This is a genomic window from Rhizobium sp. FKY42 (genome assembly GCF_005222835.1).
Taxonomy (GTDB): domain Bacteria; phylum Pseudomonadota; class Alphaproteobacteria; order Rhizobiales; family Rhizobiaceae; genus Neorhizobium.
The window spans coordinates 161,792-177,785 of sequence record NZ_STGA01000004.1 but is presented as its reverse complement, the minus strand read 5'-3'; the positions used below and the strand labels follow the sequence as shown (position 1 = coordinate 177,785).

The window sequence follows — 15,994 nt, the reverse complement described above, 5'->3', positions numbered from 1 at the left end:
CAGTTCCTGCTTTGCGGGGTCTTTATGTCGCAATTGCAGCGAGCGACCCTATTCCGTAAATGAAGCCGTGCACCGGTCAAGGCCACGGCTTCCCAATTCGATGCGGAGCCTATACAGGAAGGTCTCCCAAAGCACAAGTACCCGCAAACGGGCTGAACAGCCCTGTTTTGTGGCCAAGCCAGACGGAAATGCCCGATGAAAGCCGAGAAGACGCGCCGCTCCCCTCAGCCTCTGCTGCGCCTTATGCCCTATGTCATGCGCTACAGGAAGATGGTGGCGGCTGCAGGCGTGTTTCTGGCGCTTGCGGCAGCGACGACGCTGATGCTGCCGCTTGCCGTGCGCCGCATGGTGGATCATGGTTTTGCTGCCGCAGACGGCAGCTTCATCAACAGCTATTTTGCCATGTTGCTGGCGCTGGCCGTGCTTCTCGCGGTGTCGAGCGCCATGCGCTACTATTATGTCATCACGATCGGTGAGCGCGTCGTTGCCGATCTTCGCACGGAAGTCTTCCAACGGGTCACCGCGCTCTCGGCCTCCTTCTTCGATGTCAACCAATCCGGAGAAATCGTCTCGCGCCTGACGGCGGACACGACCCAGATCAAGTCTGCCTTTGGTTCTGCCGCCTCGCAGGCCTTGCGCAATGTCATTCTCTGTCTTGGCGCGATGGCGATGATGATCCTGACGAGCCCCAAGCTTTCGCTTCTGGTTCTGGGGGCCATTCCGCTCATTGTGTTTCCGCTGGTCGGTTTCGGGCGCTCCGTGCGCCGCAGAGCGCGCGCGGCACAGGATACGCTTGCCGCAACCTCTGCCTTTGCATCCGAGACTATTTCGGCCAACCGGACCGTTCACGCCTTCGGTGCCGAACAGGCCGCAAGCACCCGCTACACCTCGACGGTTGAAGCGGCCTATGATGCCGCACGCGTTGCCATCCGGTCACGGGCCTTCCTGACCGGCTTCGCGATCCTGATGGTCTTTGGCAGCATTGTCGGCGTGTTGTGGTATGGCGCGCAAAGCGTGCTGAACGGCACCATGACCGCCGGAACACTCGGGCAGTTCGTTCTCTATTCGGTCATTGCCGCAAGCTCACTCGGTCAGCTTTCCGAAGTCTGGGGGGAACTTTCGCAGGCTGGCGGCGCAGCGGAGCGCCTCAGCGAATTGTTGAGCGAGGTTCCTGCGATTCGCGACCCGCAACATCCGGTCTCGCTGCCCTCCCCCGCAAAGGGCGAAGTCAGCTTCGACAAGGTTGGTTTCATCTATCCAACGCGCACCAATGCCGCGGCCATCGAACAGCTGTCCTTCACGGTCGCTGCGGGCGAAACCGTCGCCGTCGTAGGACCATCGGGCGCTGGAAAGAGCACGCTTCTTGCTTTGCTGATGCGTTTTTATGATCCCACATCCGGCGCGATTCGCCTCGACGGCGTGGATCTGCGCGAGGCAAGGCTTGCGGAACTTCGGTCGCGTCTTGCCATCGTTCCGCAGGATGTGACCATCTTTGCCGCCTCTATCCACGATAACATTGCTTTTGGTCAGCCTAATGCCAGCCGCGAGGCCGTGCGACAGGCCGCAATCGCGGCGCAGGCGGATGAGTTCATCTCACGCCTCGAAAACGGCTACGACACCATGGCCGGCGAACGCGGCGTTACTCTTTCCGGCGGCCAGAGACAGCGCATTGCCATTGCCCGCGCCATCCTCAAGGATGCGCCCGTGCTGCTTCTGGACGAAGCAACCTCGGCTCTGGATGCCGAAAGCGAAACGCTTGTCCAGAAGGCGCTGGATGGCCTGATGCAGAACCGGACCACCATTGTGATTGCCCACCGACTGGCAACCGTGCTGAAGGCAGATCGCATTCTGGTCATGGAGAACGGACGCATCGTTGAGGAAGGAACGCACCAGCAACTGGTTGCGAAGGGCGGCCTCTATGCCAGCCTTGCCAAACTGCAATTCGAGGCCGGCAGCCAGAGCTTCATCGCCGCGCAATAAGCAAGGCCAGATCGTGGGTGGAAATCCACCCGGCAAATGCTGTGCATGGGTGGAAAATTACCCATTCGCAGATTGTCTGGTGCGCGCCTTCCGAATAGATCGTCGTATTCCCGTTGTGTTGCGCATCCGTGCGACAACAATTCCGCGCATCTGGCAGGCGTGGAGGAGCACGGTCTGCTGGCTTGAGCATTACGGGAGGATGATCGGATGAAGTTTCTCAAATCCATTCTGGCCGCTGGCCTGATGACGGGTCTGTTTGCCGCAAGCAGCGCCAGCGCACAGTATCCGGAACGCACTATCACGCTCGTCGTGCCCTTCGCAGCGGGGGGCTCAACGGATGTGGTTGCTCGCGTTATCGCCGAGCGCATGTCTGCCGATCTTGGTCAGCAGGTCATTATCCAGAATGTAGCGGGTGCTGGCGGAAGCCTTGGTGCAGCCAACGTTTCGCGCGCCGAGCCGGATGGCTATACCATTCTCATGGGAACCGTTGCCACCCATGCGCTGAACCCGCTGATGCTGAAGACAAAGCCTTACGATGCCGAAAAGGACTTCGCCCCGGTCTCGCTGCTGGTGGTCGTTCCGAACGTGCTCGTCGTCAATCCGCAGCTTCCCGCCAAGACTGTTGGCGAGCTGCTGGCGCTTCTGAAAGCGAATCCGGACAAGTACAGCTATGCCTCGTCCGGCAATGGAACGCCGCTGCATCTGTCGGGCCTGCTGTTCAACAGCATGGCGGGCGTCAATATGCAGCATGTGCCCTATAAGGGCGCCGGTCCTGCCCTGAACGATGTCATCGGCAACCAGGTGCCGATCATGTTCGACAACCTGCCCTCCTCCTCCGGTCACATCAAGGCTGGAACGCTGCGCGCTCTCGCAGTCACCACATCGCAGCGTGCACCATCCTTCCCGGATGTTCCGACCATGGCCGAGGCAGGTATACCGGGCTATGAGACCTATACCTGGAACGCCCTCTTTGCTCCGAAGGGTACGCCCAAGCCCGTGATAGATCGCCTGAACGCTGCCGCGAAGGCCGCGCTTGCCACTCCGGCAGTCGCTGATCGCATGAAGGAATTCAGCGCCTCCATCGTTGCCTCCACGCCCGAGCAACTGGGCGACCATGTGAAGGCCGAGCTTGCGAAGTGGGCACCCATCGTCAAGAGCGCCAATGTGACGATGGACTGAGTTGAACAACGCCCGACGAAAAGGCCAGAGAGGCAGCAAACCTGCCCTCTGGCCTTTTTGCTGCTCAGGCTGCCGCATGTCGTCCGGCGATGCGGCCCGAAAATAGACAGCCGCCGAGGAATGTTCCTTCCAGCGCATTGTAACCGTGCAGACCACCGCCGCCAAAGCCGGCCGCCTCGCCCACCGCATAGAGCCCCGGCACAACCTCGCCATTCGCTCCCAGTACGCGTGCATTGAGATCGGTGTGGATACCGCCAAGTGTCTTGCGCGTCAGGATATGCAGACGAACCGCGATGAGCGGACCTGCTGCCGGATCAAGCAAACGGTGCGGCTTTGCCGTGCGCATCAGTTTGTCGCCGAGATAGTTTCGGGCGCCGCGTATGGCAGTGACCTGCGCATCCTTGGAGAAGCTATTGAGAGTTTCACGGTCGCGCGCCTCGATCTGCTGGCGAATGCGCGAAGGATCCAGCCTGTTTTCACCGGTCAGCCTGTTCATGCCCGCGACAAGCTCTTCCAGCGAGTTGCGCACCACGAAATCCTCGCCCTTGTCCATGAAGGCTTGGACGGGCGCAGGCGGTTCCTTGCCAAGACGTTTGAGCAGAAGCCGGATGTTCCTGCCCGTCAGATCCGGGTTCTGCTCAGATCCCGAGAGGGCGAATTCCTTCTTGATGATCGCCTTGGTCAGGATGAACCAGCTATAATCCGATCCCCGTTCACGAAGTATCTTCAGCGTGCCGAGTGTATCGAATCCCGGCATTGCGGGCGCCGGCAGACGCTCCCCATTCGCATCGCACCAGAAGGAGGATGGTCCCGGCAGAATGCGTATGCCGTGGTTGGGCCAGATCGGATCCCAGTTCCGCAAGCCCTCTGTGTAATGCCACATGCGGTCCGGGTTGATGACTGCGCCGCCGCTTGCCTGCGTGATCCCGATCATCCGGCCATCGACATGGTGAGGCACACCGCTGACCATGCTCTGCGGTGGCTCGCCCAGCCTCTCGCGGGGCCAGTTGCGACGGACGAGCTCGTGGTTCCCACCGATGCCACCCGATGCGACGATGACGGCACCGGCAGTGAATTGGAAGGACCCCAAAGCCTCGCGCGAACTCTTCTGCCCGCGCAAGACCGGATCATCCGCGAGAATAGTGCCGGACACACCGGTGATGTGCCCCGCTTGACTGACGAGGTTATCGACCTGATGGCGGAATTTGAATGTCAGCAGGCCTTTTTCCGCATCGGCCTGAGCTCGCTTGACGAAAGGTTCGATGACGCCCGGCCCTGTTCCCCAGGTTACATGGAAGCGCGGAACCGAATTTCCATGCCCATGTGCGTGTGAGCCGCCGCGTTCCGCCCACCCCACCACTGGGAACCAGCGCATACCCATCTGGTGCAGCCATGCCCGCTTTTCGCCTGCCGCAAATTGCAAATAGGCTTCTGCCCATTGACGCGGCCAGTGATCTTCCGGCCGGTCGAACGCCGCAGATCCCTGCCAGTCCTGTCGGGCAAGGTCGAGACTGTCGCGAATACGCATCCGCCGCTGTTCCGGGCTGTCGACGAAAAACAGGCCACCCAGTGACCAGAAAGCCTGTCCACCCAGATTTTGTGGCCCCTCCTGATCAATCAGGCAAACGTGCCTGCCCCTTGCCGTGGCTTCCGTTGCCGCCACAAGACCCGCCAGACCGCCGCCAACGACGATGACATCAAACTCCAAGATGACCTCCCTCCCAGGATTTCGATTTACTTTTACGCAAACGTCAATCCAGGGCAAGAGGCAGACTTTGGGCCAAATACATTTCCATTCCGCCTAATTTAGGATTATCTTTCCGTGAGCTTCAGTTCGATACGGCGGTTCTGCGACCGTGCTTCCGGCGTTTCGCCCTCGGCAATCGGTTGGAACTGACCAAAGCCTGCTGCCACCAGCCGGTTGGCGGGTACGCCCTTCGAGATGAGATATTTGACGACAGAGGTCGCACGGGCAGAAGAAAGCTCCCAGTTATCGCGATAGCGGCCGGTGCCGCTCAAAGGCGCATTGTCCGTATGGCCATCGACGCGCAGCACCCAGTTTATTTCTGCTGGAATTTCCTGCGCCAGTTCCAGAAGGGCGGTGGCGAGCTTATCCATCTCGGCGCGGCCCCGGTCATCGAGATCGGATCCTCCAACCGGAAACAAAACTTCCGACTGGAACACAAAACGGTCACCGACAATGCGGATGTTCTGGCGGTCGGAAAGGATCTCCCGCAGCCGTCCGAAGAAGTCGGAACGGTAGCGGTTAAGTTCCTGGACGCGCTGGGCAAGCGCCACGTTCAGACGCCGGCCAAGATCGGCAATCTTCGCCTGCGAATTCTGGTCGCGCGCCTCGGAGGCCTGCAATGCCGCTTCAACGGCGGCGATCTGCGCCCTCAACGCGGCGATCTGCTGATTGAGCAGCTCCACCTGGCTCATGGCGCGCGCACTTGCCTGCTGCTCCTGATTGAGCTGTTCGGTCAGCGTACCGATCCGGACATTGGCGGCATCGCTGGAACCGGCACCACGATCAAGAAGCGCCTGAAGCCGCGATCGCTCCGTTTCCGAGGCCGAAAGCGAAGCCTGAAGGTTGGCCAGCACATCCTCGGCATCCTGCTTGCCGCTTTTTTCCAACGCAAGCAGTTCCGTCAGTTCGGCAATCTGGCTGTTCAGACGCGTGAGAACCTCATCGCGACCCGTGATCTCCCGACCAAGAATGAACTGGGCCAGCACGAACACCGTGAGCAGAAACATGATGGCGAGAAGCAGCGTCGAAAGCGCATCGACAAAGCCCGGCCAGTAATCGACCCCGCGCTCGCGGCGCCGGTTGCGACCTAGCGCCATGGCTTATTTCTCCCCGATCTTGTCGGAAAGGCGATCGAGCGCGCGGCGCATGGCCTTCGCCTCGTCCTGCTGCGCTTCGATCCAGTCGCGCAGCATCTGCTGCTCGTTGCGCATGTTTTTCACGAGGCCCTGAATGCTTTCGGCAAGCTGGCTGATGGCTGCCATCGAGCGTTCCGATTGCGCGCCCGCATCACCAGACACCTGCCCCTTGGCCTGAAGCGCAACCAGCTTGCGCAACTGTTCGACCATGCGGCGCAACTCGTCTGAAGAAGGCTGGCCGGACCATTCGGCAACGGCGTTTTCGGAATTCACGTCGGTCACTGAGGACAGCCAGTTTTCAAGCTCCGTATAGAAGCGGTTCTGAGCACGCCCGGCCTGAAGATCGAGAAAACCGAGGATCAGCGAGCCGGAGAGACCAAGCAGCGAGGATGAGAAGGCCGTACCCATGCCGGCGAGCGGCGCCGTCAGGCCGCTTTTCAGCGCCGTGAGAATATCATTGTTATTGCCGGAATTCGGGTCGAGCCCTTGGATCACTTCGCTGATCGAGCCGATTGTTCCAATAAGACCCCAGAATGTGCCAAGCAGACCGAGAAACACCAGCAGGCCGATCAGATAGCGGGAAATGTCTCGCGTTTCATCAAGTCGCGTCCCAATGGAATCGAGGATCGAGCGCAAGACATTCGCAGAGAGCGCCACATGACGGCTGCGCCCCAGCAGCGCCCGCATGGGTGCCAGCAGCCGCGGTTCCTTGCCAACCCGGTCGGCGCTACCGGCGGCGCGGAAGGAATTGAACCAGCGCACCTCCGGAATGAGGCTGATGACCTGGCTGAAGATCAGGATGATCCCGATGCCCAGCACGCCAAGGATCAATCCGTTCAGACCCGGATTGGTCATGAATGCCGTATGCGCCTGCCGGTATAGGATGGCGGCAATGAAGCCGATGATGATCAGGAAGATCACCATGGTCCAGATGAAGGGAAGCGGATTGGAAAGTTTGTACCCGTGGTGCCGGGGCGCCAGTTCAGTCCCGTTCACATCTTCCAGGGTATCATTCGCCATGATGCACGCAACCTCCACGCAACAGTGGTGCGGAGGCTATTTCAAAAATGAGACAAATTGAAGTGATGCTCTCAGGCATTGAGCAGGTTATCCCGCCCGTTCGAATGATCTCCGAGTGAATATCGGAAAAATACGGCGGGATCTTCGGCCAGCCAACCGGGCCGAAGATGTTTCAGACGCCAAAGTCTTGGCCTCGCGGCGAATCAGCGCGTCGGCACCGGACGGTTGGTCACTTCCAGCAATTGCTTCTGGATCAATTCGTTACCGGCAACGACCGTGCCATCGTCCAGCATGTCGGTGCCACCCTTGAGCGTGGAGGTGAAGCCACCCGCCTCGCGGATGAGGATCAGACCGGCAGCGATGTCCCACGGAGAAAGACCCACTTCCCAGAAGCCGTCGATACGGCCTGCCGCCACATAGGCCAGATCGAGAGCGGCTGCGCCGAAACGGCGAACGCCGGAGACCTCTCCCATCACATGACGCAGTTCGACAAGGAACTTGCCGTGATTGCCGCGACCCAGATGCGGCATGCCGCAGCCGATGACGCAATCGGAAAGAACGCGACGGGCTGCCACGCGAATGCGACGATCGTTGAGGAAGGCGCCGCCGCCCTTTTCCGCCGTGAACAGCTCATCCGTTGCCGGGTTAAAAATGACACCGGCAACGATTTCGCCATCCCGCTCCAGCGCGATGGACACCGCAAACTGCGGAATGCCGTGCAGGAAGTTGGTGGTGCCATCCAGCGGATCGACGATCCAGCGATGCGCACCGTCCGTACCCTTGATCTCTTGGCTCTCCTCGCCCAGAAAACCATAGGTCGGGCGGGCCTTCATCAGCTCGTCATAAACGATCTTCTCCGCCTTGAGGTCTGCCTGCGAAACGAAGTCGCCCGGACCCTTGACCGAAACCTGCAGGTTCTGCACTTCGCCGAAATCGCGGGCGAGCGATTTGCCGGCTTTCATTGCTGCCTGAACCATGACGTTGAGAAGGGCGGAGCGAGCCATCGGATAATCCTTGGGTAAACGGCGTGTGTTCCCGATCCATCAGGGAACGAAACTTGGCGAATTTTCGTGAATAGGCGCGTTCAGAACCACAAAACCGGCTGAAATTCAAGTGCGGCCGGAGTTTTGCTCCATGCAAGGGTTAAGTTGGAGTCTGCATCACGGCTTCTGTACGCCTCTTCGGAAGCGGTTTGCGGCATCAATGGCCTGTTTCTGCTGCTCGTCATTGATGCCAAGATAGAAGTCTTCCAGGACAGGGTCGGAAAGCCCTGCGCGTCGAGAAAGAACGTACCATTTGGCAGCTTCCACCGGATTGGGACGCGTGCCGAGAGCGTTGACGTACATATGAGCGAGCTTGTTCTGCGCCACGACATTGCCACGCAAAGCTGCGATACGGAGCCATTCGAAGCCCTTGTCATAGTCGCGCTCGCCGCCCACGCCGTTGACGAGCCAGATCCCCATGTCGAGTTGCGCGGTGTCGAACCCCGCCTTGGCGGCACGCTCCAACCATTCGCGCGCCTTGGCCTTCTTCTCAGGCGGCACGTCCGGCAATGATTGGTAAAGCTGCGCAACAGCGTATTGCGAGTCGGCAATGCCCTGAGCTGCGGACTTTTCATAGAAGGGAAGCGCCAGATGCAAACCCTTTTCGCCAGGGTTATCCGCAACAAGAAGTTGGGCCCAGTTGAATTGCGCGGAAGCATTGCCACCGTCTGCCGCACGCCGCATGAAATCATCGGCCTTTGCCTTGTCGCGCGCCACATCCTTGCCACGCATCAGCAGAAGGGCGTACTGGAACATGGCGGAGGGATCGCCGCGCTCGGCGGCTTGCTTATACCAGAAGGCAGCGTTCTTGGAATCGCGCGGAATACCCATGCCGCGCGTCATCATCTCAGCCACGAGTGTTTGCGCGGCAGCATCCCCTGCTTCGGCACGTGGCAGTGCCTTTTCAAGTGCCAACCGGTAAGCCCCGCGCTGAAAGGCGCCGTAGGCCTCGTCCACCGGCCCAGTATAGGGCTTTTCCGGCGGAAGCGGAGGCAGGGCCGTTCCCATGCGCTGCAAAAGAGAAATACCGCTGGAGGGATAGGCTTCCGCTGGCGGCTTGCCCTCCTCGCCAGCCTTTTCAGGGCTTCCCTTTTGCAGGGTCCCGGCATTGTTCTCGACGGGACGCGTAACCGCTCGCTCGGTGGTCTGCGCGAGTGCCGGAGCACAGAATATCAGGCCTGCCGTAGATAAGGCGAGGAAAAGGCGATGGTTCAGCAAATTGGACCTGACGGAACGGTGGGTGCGACGCATGTCGATGTTCAATCGTCAAACCGTGGCGCTTTTTCGTCCAAGACTGCGTTGACTTCAGCAACGGCGGCCGCCGCCCCGGCAGGGTTATCAAAAATTGCCGTGCGAAGCGCCACGAACTCCGCACCGGATTCGGCAACGGCAACCACGGAACCAACCTCTGTGCCGCCCATGACGATACAGGGGATCTCGATCATCGACGCCCACCATTCGCCCAGTGCGACATTCTTGGGATGCGCCTCCGGCTTGATATCGCCATCCAGACGCCCGAAGAAAATATAGTCTGGCCGCGCTTCACCGACTTCGAGCGCCGTGTGCCGATCCGTTGCGGAGGCCGAGCCCACAATCAGCTTTGGCGAGAATTTCTCCATCGCCTCGCCAAGTTCCTCGATGGAGCCGCTCAGATGAAGGCCATCGGCCTTGGCCCGACCGGCAACGCGCGAATCACCTGCGATCAGCGCAGCGGCACCGGCAGCCTGAACAATCGGAACCAGCTTTTCCGCACGCTTCTGGAATGCGCTGTCATTGCTGTCATATTGCGGCAGGATGACGGATGCGACATCGCCGCCCCGAAGAGCATGGCTCAGCTGTTCCGCCAGCGTGTCGTCGTCTTCCATAGCCGGCACGATCAGCACAAGACGGCAGCGATCTTCGGGAAGGGTCATCATCGGCTCCAGTTCGTGTGGCAGACGGATAAGCGCCTTTACCGTTCAACATCGTCATACTCTGAAATGCAAGTTGATCCGGACAAGGCTCGTCATAGGTCAACGAGTCCGATAGACCGGACAGGCCCTTCAATCAACTGTCATCCCTCATGTTCGCCATTTCCCTCCCAGACCCGATCTTTTTTGCCGCCGCCATTCCGGCGGTTTCGCTCGTTGGTCTGTCCAAAGGCGGGCTCGGCGGCGCCTTTGCTCTGATTGGCGTCCCACTGATGGCCATGGTCGTGACACCGGTTGATGCTGCGGCAATTTTCCTGCCCATCCTCATCATTATGGATCTGGTAGCGCTCTATGCCTGGCGGAACTTCAATGACCGCAAGCTGCTGCTGACGCTGCTTCCCGGATGCATCATCGGCATCGCCCTCGGCTGGGCGACGTCGGCCTATGTTCCGGATGATGCACTGCGCTTCGTCATTGCCGTGTCCATGATCCTGTTTGCCAGCCGCTATTTCTATCAAACCTATGGACCTCATCGTGCCACGCCCGTCGACGCAACAGGCCATCGCAAGGGCCCGGCCCTCTTCTGGGGTACGATCTGCGGCTATGGCAGCTTCGTGGCCCATGCCGGCGGTCCACCTTTCCAGATCTACGCCCTGCCGTTGAAGCTTGACCCGAAGAATTATACCGGGGCCAGCGTTCGCCTTTTCGCTATTGTCAATGCGGTGAAGGTCATCCCTTACGTAGCCCTGGGTGCTCTCGATACGAAAAACCTGACGCTTTCGTTCACGCTGCTGCCCGTTGCCCTGATCTCAACCATGGCAGGTGCCTACATCGTTAAGAAGCTCAAGCCAGACGTGTTTTATCCGCTTGCCTACGGGCTGGGGCTGATCGCCGCGATAAAGCTGCTCTACGACTCGCTGCCGCTCTGAAAAGGCTCACCGAGAGCGCCATTTCGCACCGCACAAATCCGCTTGCTGAGGGCGAAAACTTCGCGTAGCGTGCACACATGTCCATTGATCCTTTTGCAGCCATTGCCGACCCCAATCGTCGCCACCTGCTGGAAGAGCTGAGGCGTGCACCACGCACGGTCAATGAACTGGCAGAAGGGCTGCCCATCAGCCGCCCTGCGGTTTCACAGCATCTGAAGGCATTGCTCGACAGCAATCTGGTGACGGTGACATCCGAAGGCACGCGACGGATCTATTCTGTCAACATCAAGGGATTTCAGAAGCTGAATATCTGGCTCGACCAGTTCTGGGCCTGAAGATTTCGGCCTGTCGATTGAGAGACTTGCGGACTGCGTTTCCCGGTCCCTTCCAAGAGATCGCCGCCTTTCGGTCTCCTCAACCCAAGGCGGCGATCAATCTTCAAAAACTCATAAACGATCGCGATAGCGTCAGTGTTTCGTCTTTTTGAGGCGTTCCAGTTCATCCTTCAGGCGCAGCTTGCGCCGTTTCAATCTCGCAATTTCCGTATCATCGGAGGATGGGGACGCTAGAACTGACTGGAGCTCCTCCTCAAGAGCACCATGTTTCTTCTCGAGCGATGCGATATGAGCCTGAATGGTCATGTGGCACGTCCTTCCTTTGTTTTCTCCGGCCACCAGCTCCCCTGAGCCAGCGGCTTTTGGTTTGCGAAGGAATTGTGACATGATACGCCTGCTTTGTCGAAGGCGAAATAGGGGCTTCTCCGTGGCAAATTGGTGGTCTTGATTAAATGTGAATAAATCCCTGAAGATGCATGACCCCGCGTGAACTGTCGTGAAACACGCAGGCTCGCACCACTCTTCAGCAATCATCAAAATTATCTATTTGATTCAAATACTTGGCGGACCAAAAGCCGCGACCGTCCCCAGCGGATGGTTTAACATTTCTTATCTTTGCGCAAGAATGGATGCGTCAGCAAAAGCCTTTCCAACGCTTTTACTGCGCGATCTACTAGTCGCTTGGCAGGTTTGATGCTAGGAGCATGCCTGCATTCCCCGGCGATACAAAGACCGGATTGAAAATGTGGGGACAGACAGACGATGGCCGATCAGGAACAGGCGGATATCAGGCTGGCGCTGGCGCGCCTCCGGCAAGAACACGAAGACTACGATGCCGCCATCAACGCCATGATCGCGACCGGTTGCGAAGCCCTGCGTATCCAACGGATGAAGAAAAAGAAGCTCGCCATCAAGGATAAGATGACGAAGCTGGAAGACCAGATCATTCCCGACATTATCGCGTGAGCACGGAGGACGTGAGCTTGCCGCAGGAGAGACCGCCGGTTGCCATCATCATGGGCAGCCAGTCCGACTGGGAAACCATGAAGAATGCCGCAGACATGCTGGATGCGCTGGATGTCGGCTACGAAGCCCGCATCGTTTCTGCGCACCGCACGCCGGACCGGATGGTTGCCTTTGCCAAGGGCGCGCGCGAGGAGGGTTTTCAGGTCATCATCGCCGGCGCCGGCGGTGCCGCCCACCTGCCGGGCATGGTGGCGGCGCTCACCGCACTTCCGGTCTTCGGCGTTCCGGTTCAATCGCGCACCATGTCGGGCATGGACAGCCTCTATTCCATCGTCCAGATGCCTGCCGGCATTCCTGTCGGGACGCTGGCTATCGGACGCGCAGGCGCGGTCAATGCTGCTCTTCTCGCAGCCGCCGTGCTGGCCTTGTCCGATCCGGATCTGGCCGACAGGCTGGATGAATACCGCGCACGCCAGACGGCGTCCGTTGCAGACTATCCCATTGACGAGGCGCCATGACGCTTTCCACCATCGGCATTATCGGCGGCGGCCAGTTGGGCCGCATGCTTGCCATGGCCGCAGCCCGGCTGAATTTCCGCACCATCATCCTGGAACCACAGCCAGACTGTCCGGCAGCACAGGTTGCCAACGAACAAATCGTGGCGGCCTATGATGATCCAGCAGCCCTCGAACGGCTCGCGGCAAGTTGCGATGTCGTCACCTACGAATTCGAGAACGTGCCTGTCGGTGCCGCCGAGGCTCTGGCGAAAAGACGACCGGTCTATCCGCCCGCGAAAGCGCTTGAAGTGGCGCAGGACCGACTGCACGAAAAACATTTTCTCAACCAGTGCGGCATCGAGACGGCACGGTTTCACGCCGTCGACTCGCAAGAAGATCTCGAAAGGGCGCTTGCGGATTTCGGCGGCCAGGGCGTTCTGAAGACGCGCAGGCTCGGCTATGACGGCAAGGGTCAGCGCGTGTTTCGCTCGGCGAACGAGAGTGCTGCGGGCGTGTTCGACGCCATGGGCGGTGTGCCGCTGATTCTCGAAAGCTTTGTTGCATTCGAGCGCGAAGTCTCCGTGATTGCAGCCCGTAGCATCGGCGGCGAGATTGAGACCTTTGATCTGGCCGAAAACGTGCACCGCAACGGTATTCTGCACACCTCCACCCTGCCTGCGAGAATCAGTCCGTCCACGGCCGATGCGGCAAGACAGGCAGCCGAACGCCTGCTTTCCGGCCTCTCCTATGTCGGCGTCATCGGCATGGAATTCTTCGTCATGGCCGATGGAACGCTGATTGCCAACGAAATCGCCCCCCGTGTGCACAATTCGGGACACTGGACGGAAGCGGCATGCGTGGTCTCCCAGTTCGAGCAGCATATCCGTGCGGTCGCAGGCTTGCCACTTGGAAACCCTGCCCGACATTCGGACTGTGTGATGACCAATCTCATCGGCGATGATATCGAGCAGTTGAACGATTGGCTCTCCAGACCGCATGTGCTGGTTCATCTTTATGGCAAGGCGGAGTCGCGTCCTGGCCGTAAAATGGGCCATGTCACCGAGCTTTTGCGGTGAAAAGCCCTTCTCTGCAGGGGCTTGTCGGTTGACAGGCTGCTGGTGAACCTGTATCCACCCTCCATCCTAAAGAGCGCGCTGTAAATGCGCGCTTTTGATTGTCAGAGACTTAAGGGCTCTAGCGCCCTGAAATACGCGGACCAGAACAATGAAGATCAAGAACTCGCTCAAAGCGCTTAAGGCCCGTCATCGCGATAACCGTCTGGTTCGCCGCAAGGGCCGCGTTTACATCATCAACAAGCAGAACCCACGCTTCAAGGCTCGTCAGGGCTGATATCGACGGAAGCGGCCTTTGGGCAGCTTCAACATCACGTTGTCGATAACGTGTGTTTTTTGTTTTGAAACTCGGCGCATGCGGATTAAATCTATCCCATGCGCCGATTTCGTTTGACCATCGCCATTCTGTCCTCCGCTTTGCTCTGCGGCCCCGTGGGTGCGCAACAACCAGGGACAGGCATGCCATCAAGCCCACCGATCACGGGCCAGGCACCGGCTCCACAAGCCAGACCTTCTCAACCTAGCCCCAGTCCATCTGCGCCACTCCAGCCCCTGCCGCCGAAGCCGGGTGCGGTTACCGCACCTCAGGGCACTCAGGCTACAGCGCCTGCCGAGCCACCGACCACCGATCCGAAACTGGCTCAGGACAAGCTGCTGAAAGATCTGGGCCGGGAGCGCGATGCGTCAAAGGCGAAAGAGATCGCCAACAGGATCATGGCCAACTGGAACGCATCTGACAGCCCGACGGTCGATCTCTTGATGCAATGGGCAAACAGGTCGATTGCGGAAAAGAAGAACGCTGCCGCTCTGGATTTCCTGGATGAAGTGACAGTTTTGAAGCCCGACTACATCGAAGGGTGGAATCGCCGCGCAACGCTGCATTACACAATGGGCGACAGGCGCAAATCCATGACAGACATCAATCAGGTTTTGCAGCGGGAACCTCGCCACTTCCCCGCTTTGGCGGGCATGGCGACGATTCTGATGGAAAACGGGCAGGACGAACTTGCGTTGAAGGCTTGGGAACGCTTTCTTGCCATCTATCCTGCGGAACGGGACGCGCAGGAAAACGTTACCAAGCTTTCCGAGAAACTGGCTGGCAGCCGTACCTGATTCCCATCCGAGGCATTCCCCACTGTCTTACATCATCATTGCCCTGATCATCGTCGCAGCGATTGTCGCGAGCCTGTTCGGTTTCACCGCCTGGAAGGCCAAGGCAATCGAAGAGAAGTATCCGAACATAGGCACGCTGACCGATGTCGGCGGCTTCAAGATGAACGCCCTGCATGTGCCCGCAGGACCGAACGCCGACCTGCCGCCAATCGTCTTCATTCACGGCGCAAGCGGCAACCTGCGTGATCAGGAAGCCGCTTTCCTAGGACCTCTCAGGGGCCGTGCCGAACTTCTCTTTGTGGATCGCCCAGGCCACGGCTATTCCGAACGTGGCGGGCCGGAAAACGCCTATCCCGACGGACAGGCGCAGGCGATCGCGCGACTGATGGATGCCTACGGTATCCGCCAAGCGGTGATCGTAGGCCATTCCTTCGGCGGCGCCATCGTCGCCAGTTTTGCGCTGAACCATCCGGACAAGGTTATCGGTTCGCTGTTTCTGGCACCCGCCACCCATCCTTGGCCGGGCGGCATAGACTGGCACTACAGGGTAACATCGACACCGGTCATTGGCTGGCTATTCAGCCACACGCTGGTCATGGCTACAGGACTGACCATACTCGATACCGTGACGAAGAGAGTTTTCGCGCCTAACCTGCGGCGGGAAACCTATCTGACTGAGGGTGCTCCTGCCCTTGTGCTGAGACCGGCAAGCTTTCGCTACAATGCTGAGGATGTGGCCAATCTCTTCGATTATGTCACTCGCGTCTCCCCGCGTTACCCGGACATCCAGACACCGGCGGTGATCATCACCGGTGACGACGACCCGATTGTGCTGGCCCATATCCACTCGGAAGGACTAAAGCGCGACATCAGGAACTCGGAACTGATCTGGCTGAAAGGCGTGGGTCACAAGCCGGATTATGTGGCAACCGATCTTGCCATTGCGGCCATCGAAAAGCTTTCCGGGCAGCCGCGTAACCTGGAAGCACTTGCGAAGGACGTGGATGCGAGGATGGCGAAGGAAAATGCGGCGCAGTAGAGCGCAGATTCCGATTGCCACCTGACT

At 59.2% G+C, this 15,994-nt stretch carries 16 protein-coding genes and 1 pseudogene; 10 read left to right on the top strand and 7 right to left on the bottom strand.

Translation table 11 applies throughout. The features are described from left to right. Positions 1 to 195 precede the first annotated feature (195 nt). Both E8M78_RS02500 and E8M78_RS02495 read left to right on the top strand, forming a co-directional pair. Complete coding sequence (locus E8M78_RS02500) at positions 196 to 1,980, top strand: ABC transporter transmembrane domain-containing protein (protein ID WP_137133550.1); 1,785 nt, start codon at positions 196 to 198, stop codon at positions 1,978 to 1,980. Positions 1,981 to 2,244: 264 nt separating this feature from the next. Then, positions 2,245 to 3,159, top strand: a pseudogene (locus tag E8M78_RS02495) (tripartite tricarboxylate transporter substrate binding protein); the annotation flags it as partial. Positions 3,160 to 3,223: 64 nt separating this feature from the next. Here E8M78_RS02495 and E8M78_RS02490 read toward each other — a convergent pair. The 6 genes from E8M78_RS02490 to E8M78_RS02465 all read right to left on the bottom strand — a co-directional run bounded on the left by E8M78_RS02490 (position 3,224) and on the right by E8M78_RS02465 (position 10,018). Continuing rightward, positions 3,224 to 4,870 carry an FAD-binding dehydrogenase gene (locus E8M78_RS02490; protein ID WP_137133598.1) on the bottom strand — a complete coding sequence of 549 codons (1,647 nt, stop codon included), beginning with the start codon at positions 4,868 to 4,870 and terminating at the stop codon, positions 3,224 to 3,226. 101 nt (positions 4,871 to 4,971) lie between these two features. Further along, positions 4,972 to 6,003: a peptidoglycan -binding protein gene (locus tag E8M78_RS02485; RefSeq protein WP_137133548.1), complete on the bottom strand. Its 1,032-nt coding sequence runs from the start codon at positions 6,001 to 6,003 to the stop codon at positions 4,972 to 4,974. Positions 6,004 to 6,006: 3 nt separating this feature from the next. After that, the gene (locus tag E8M78_RS02480) at positions 6,007 to 7,062 is read right to left on the bottom strand and encodes a flagellar motor protein MotA (protein WP_137133547.1); all 1,056 of its coding nucleotides are present in this window, start codon (positions 7,060 to 7,062) and stop codon (positions 6,007 to 6,009) included. Between the two features lie 203 nt (positions 7,063 to 7,265). Continuing rightward, positions 7,266 to 8,066, bottom strand: coding sequence for an inositol monophosphatase family protein (locus E8M78_RS02475; protein ID WP_137133546.1), 801 nt, complete (start codon positions 8,064 to 8,066; stop codon positions 7,266 to 7,268). 156 nt (positions 8,067 to 8,222) lie between these two features. Beyond that, a complete protein-coding gene (locus tag E8M78_RS02470; protein ID WP_137133545.1) occupies positions 8,223 to 9,356 on the bottom strand; it encodes a tetratricopeptide repeat protein in 1,134 nt (377 codons plus the stop codon). Between the two features lie 8 nt (positions 9,357 to 9,364). Then, a complete protein-coding gene (locus E8M78_RS02465) occupies positions 9,365 to 10,018 on the bottom strand; it encodes a thiamine phosphate synthase (protein ID WP_137133544.1) in 654 nt (217 codons plus the stop codon). Positions 10,019 to 10,167: 149 nt separating this feature from the next. Between E8M78_RS02465 and E8M78_RS02460 the strand changes: the two genes are divergently transcribed. Both E8M78_RS02460 and E8M78_RS02455 read left to right on the top strand, forming a co-directional pair. Further along, positions 10,168 to 10,944 carry a sulfite exporter TauE/SafE family protein gene (locus E8M78_RS02460; protein ID WP_137133543.1) on the top strand — a complete coding sequence of 259 codons (777 nt, stop codon included), beginning with the start codon at positions 10,168 to 10,170 and terminating at the stop codon, positions 10,942 to 10,944. 77 nt (positions 10,945 to 11,021) lie between these two features. Continuing rightward, entirely contained in the window at positions 11,022 to 11,279 is a 258-nt protein-coding gene (locus tag E8M78_RS02455; protein ID WP_137133542.1) for a metalloregulator ArsR/SmtB family transcription factor, read from the top strand. Positions 11,280 to 11,411: 132 nt separating this feature from the next. On the opposite strand, the gene E8M78_RS02450 is transcribed toward E8M78_RS02455, so the two are convergent. Then, a complete protein-coding gene (locus E8M78_RS02450) occupies positions 11,412 to 11,585 on the bottom strand; it encodes a DUF465 domain-containing protein (RefSeq protein WP_137133541.1) in 174 nt (57 codons plus the stop codon). 456 nt (positions 11,586 to 12,041) lie between these two features. Between E8M78_RS02450 and E8M78_RS02445 the strand changes: the two genes are divergently transcribed. The 6 genes from E8M78_RS02445 to E8M78_RS02420 all read left to right on the top strand — a co-directional run bounded on the left by E8M78_RS02445 (position 12,042) and on the right by E8M78_RS02420 (position 15,967). Continuing rightward, the gene (locus E8M78_RS02445; protein ID WP_062555703.1) at positions 12,042 to 12,245 is read left to right on the top strand and encodes a DUF465 domain-containing protein; all 204 of its coding nucleotides are present in this window, start codon (positions 12,042 to 12,044) and stop codon (positions 12,243 to 12,245) included. Positions 12,246 to 12,262: 17 nt separating this feature from the next. Next, positions 12,263 to 12,763 (top strand): 5-(carboxyamino)imidazole ribonucleotide mutase, encoded by a 501-nt coding sequence (gene purE / locus E8M78_RS02440; protein WP_137133540.1) that lies wholly within the window; start codon positions 12,263 to 12,265, stop codon positions 12,761 to 12,763. Then, positions 12,760 to 13,818 (top strand): 5-(carboxyamino)imidazole ribonucleotide synthase, encoded by a 1,059-nt coding sequence (locus E8M78_RS02435; RefSeq protein WP_137133539.1) that lies wholly within the window; start codon positions 12,760 to 12,762, stop codon positions 13,816 to 13,818. The genes purE and E8M78_RS02435 overlap by 4 nt, the downstream gene beginning before the upstream one ends. 148 nt (positions 13,819 to 13,966) lie before the next feature. Continuing rightward, the gene (gene ykgO / locus E8M78_RS02430) at positions 13,967 to 14,092 is read left to right on the top strand and encodes a type B 50S ribosomal protein L36 (protein WP_003497670.1); all 126 of its coding nucleotides are present in this window, start codon (positions 13,967 to 13,969) and stop codon (positions 14,090 to 14,092) included. 98 nt (positions 14,093 to 14,190) lie between these two features. Beyond that, on the top strand, positions 14,191 to 14,928 hold the full coding sequence (locus E8M78_RS02425) for a hypothetical protein (protein ID WP_137133538.1): 738 nt from the start codon (positions 14,191 to 14,193) through the stop codon (positions 14,926 to 14,928). Between the two features lie 22 nt (positions 14,929 to 14,950). After that, the gene (locus E8M78_RS02420; RefSeq protein ID WP_246658200.1) at positions 14,951 to 15,967 is read left to right on the top strand and encodes an alpha/beta hydrolase; all 1,017 of its coding nucleotides are present in this window, start codon (positions 14,951 to 14,953) and stop codon (positions 15,965 to 15,967) included. The last annotated feature ends 27 nt before the right edge of the window (positions 15,968 to 15,994 follow it).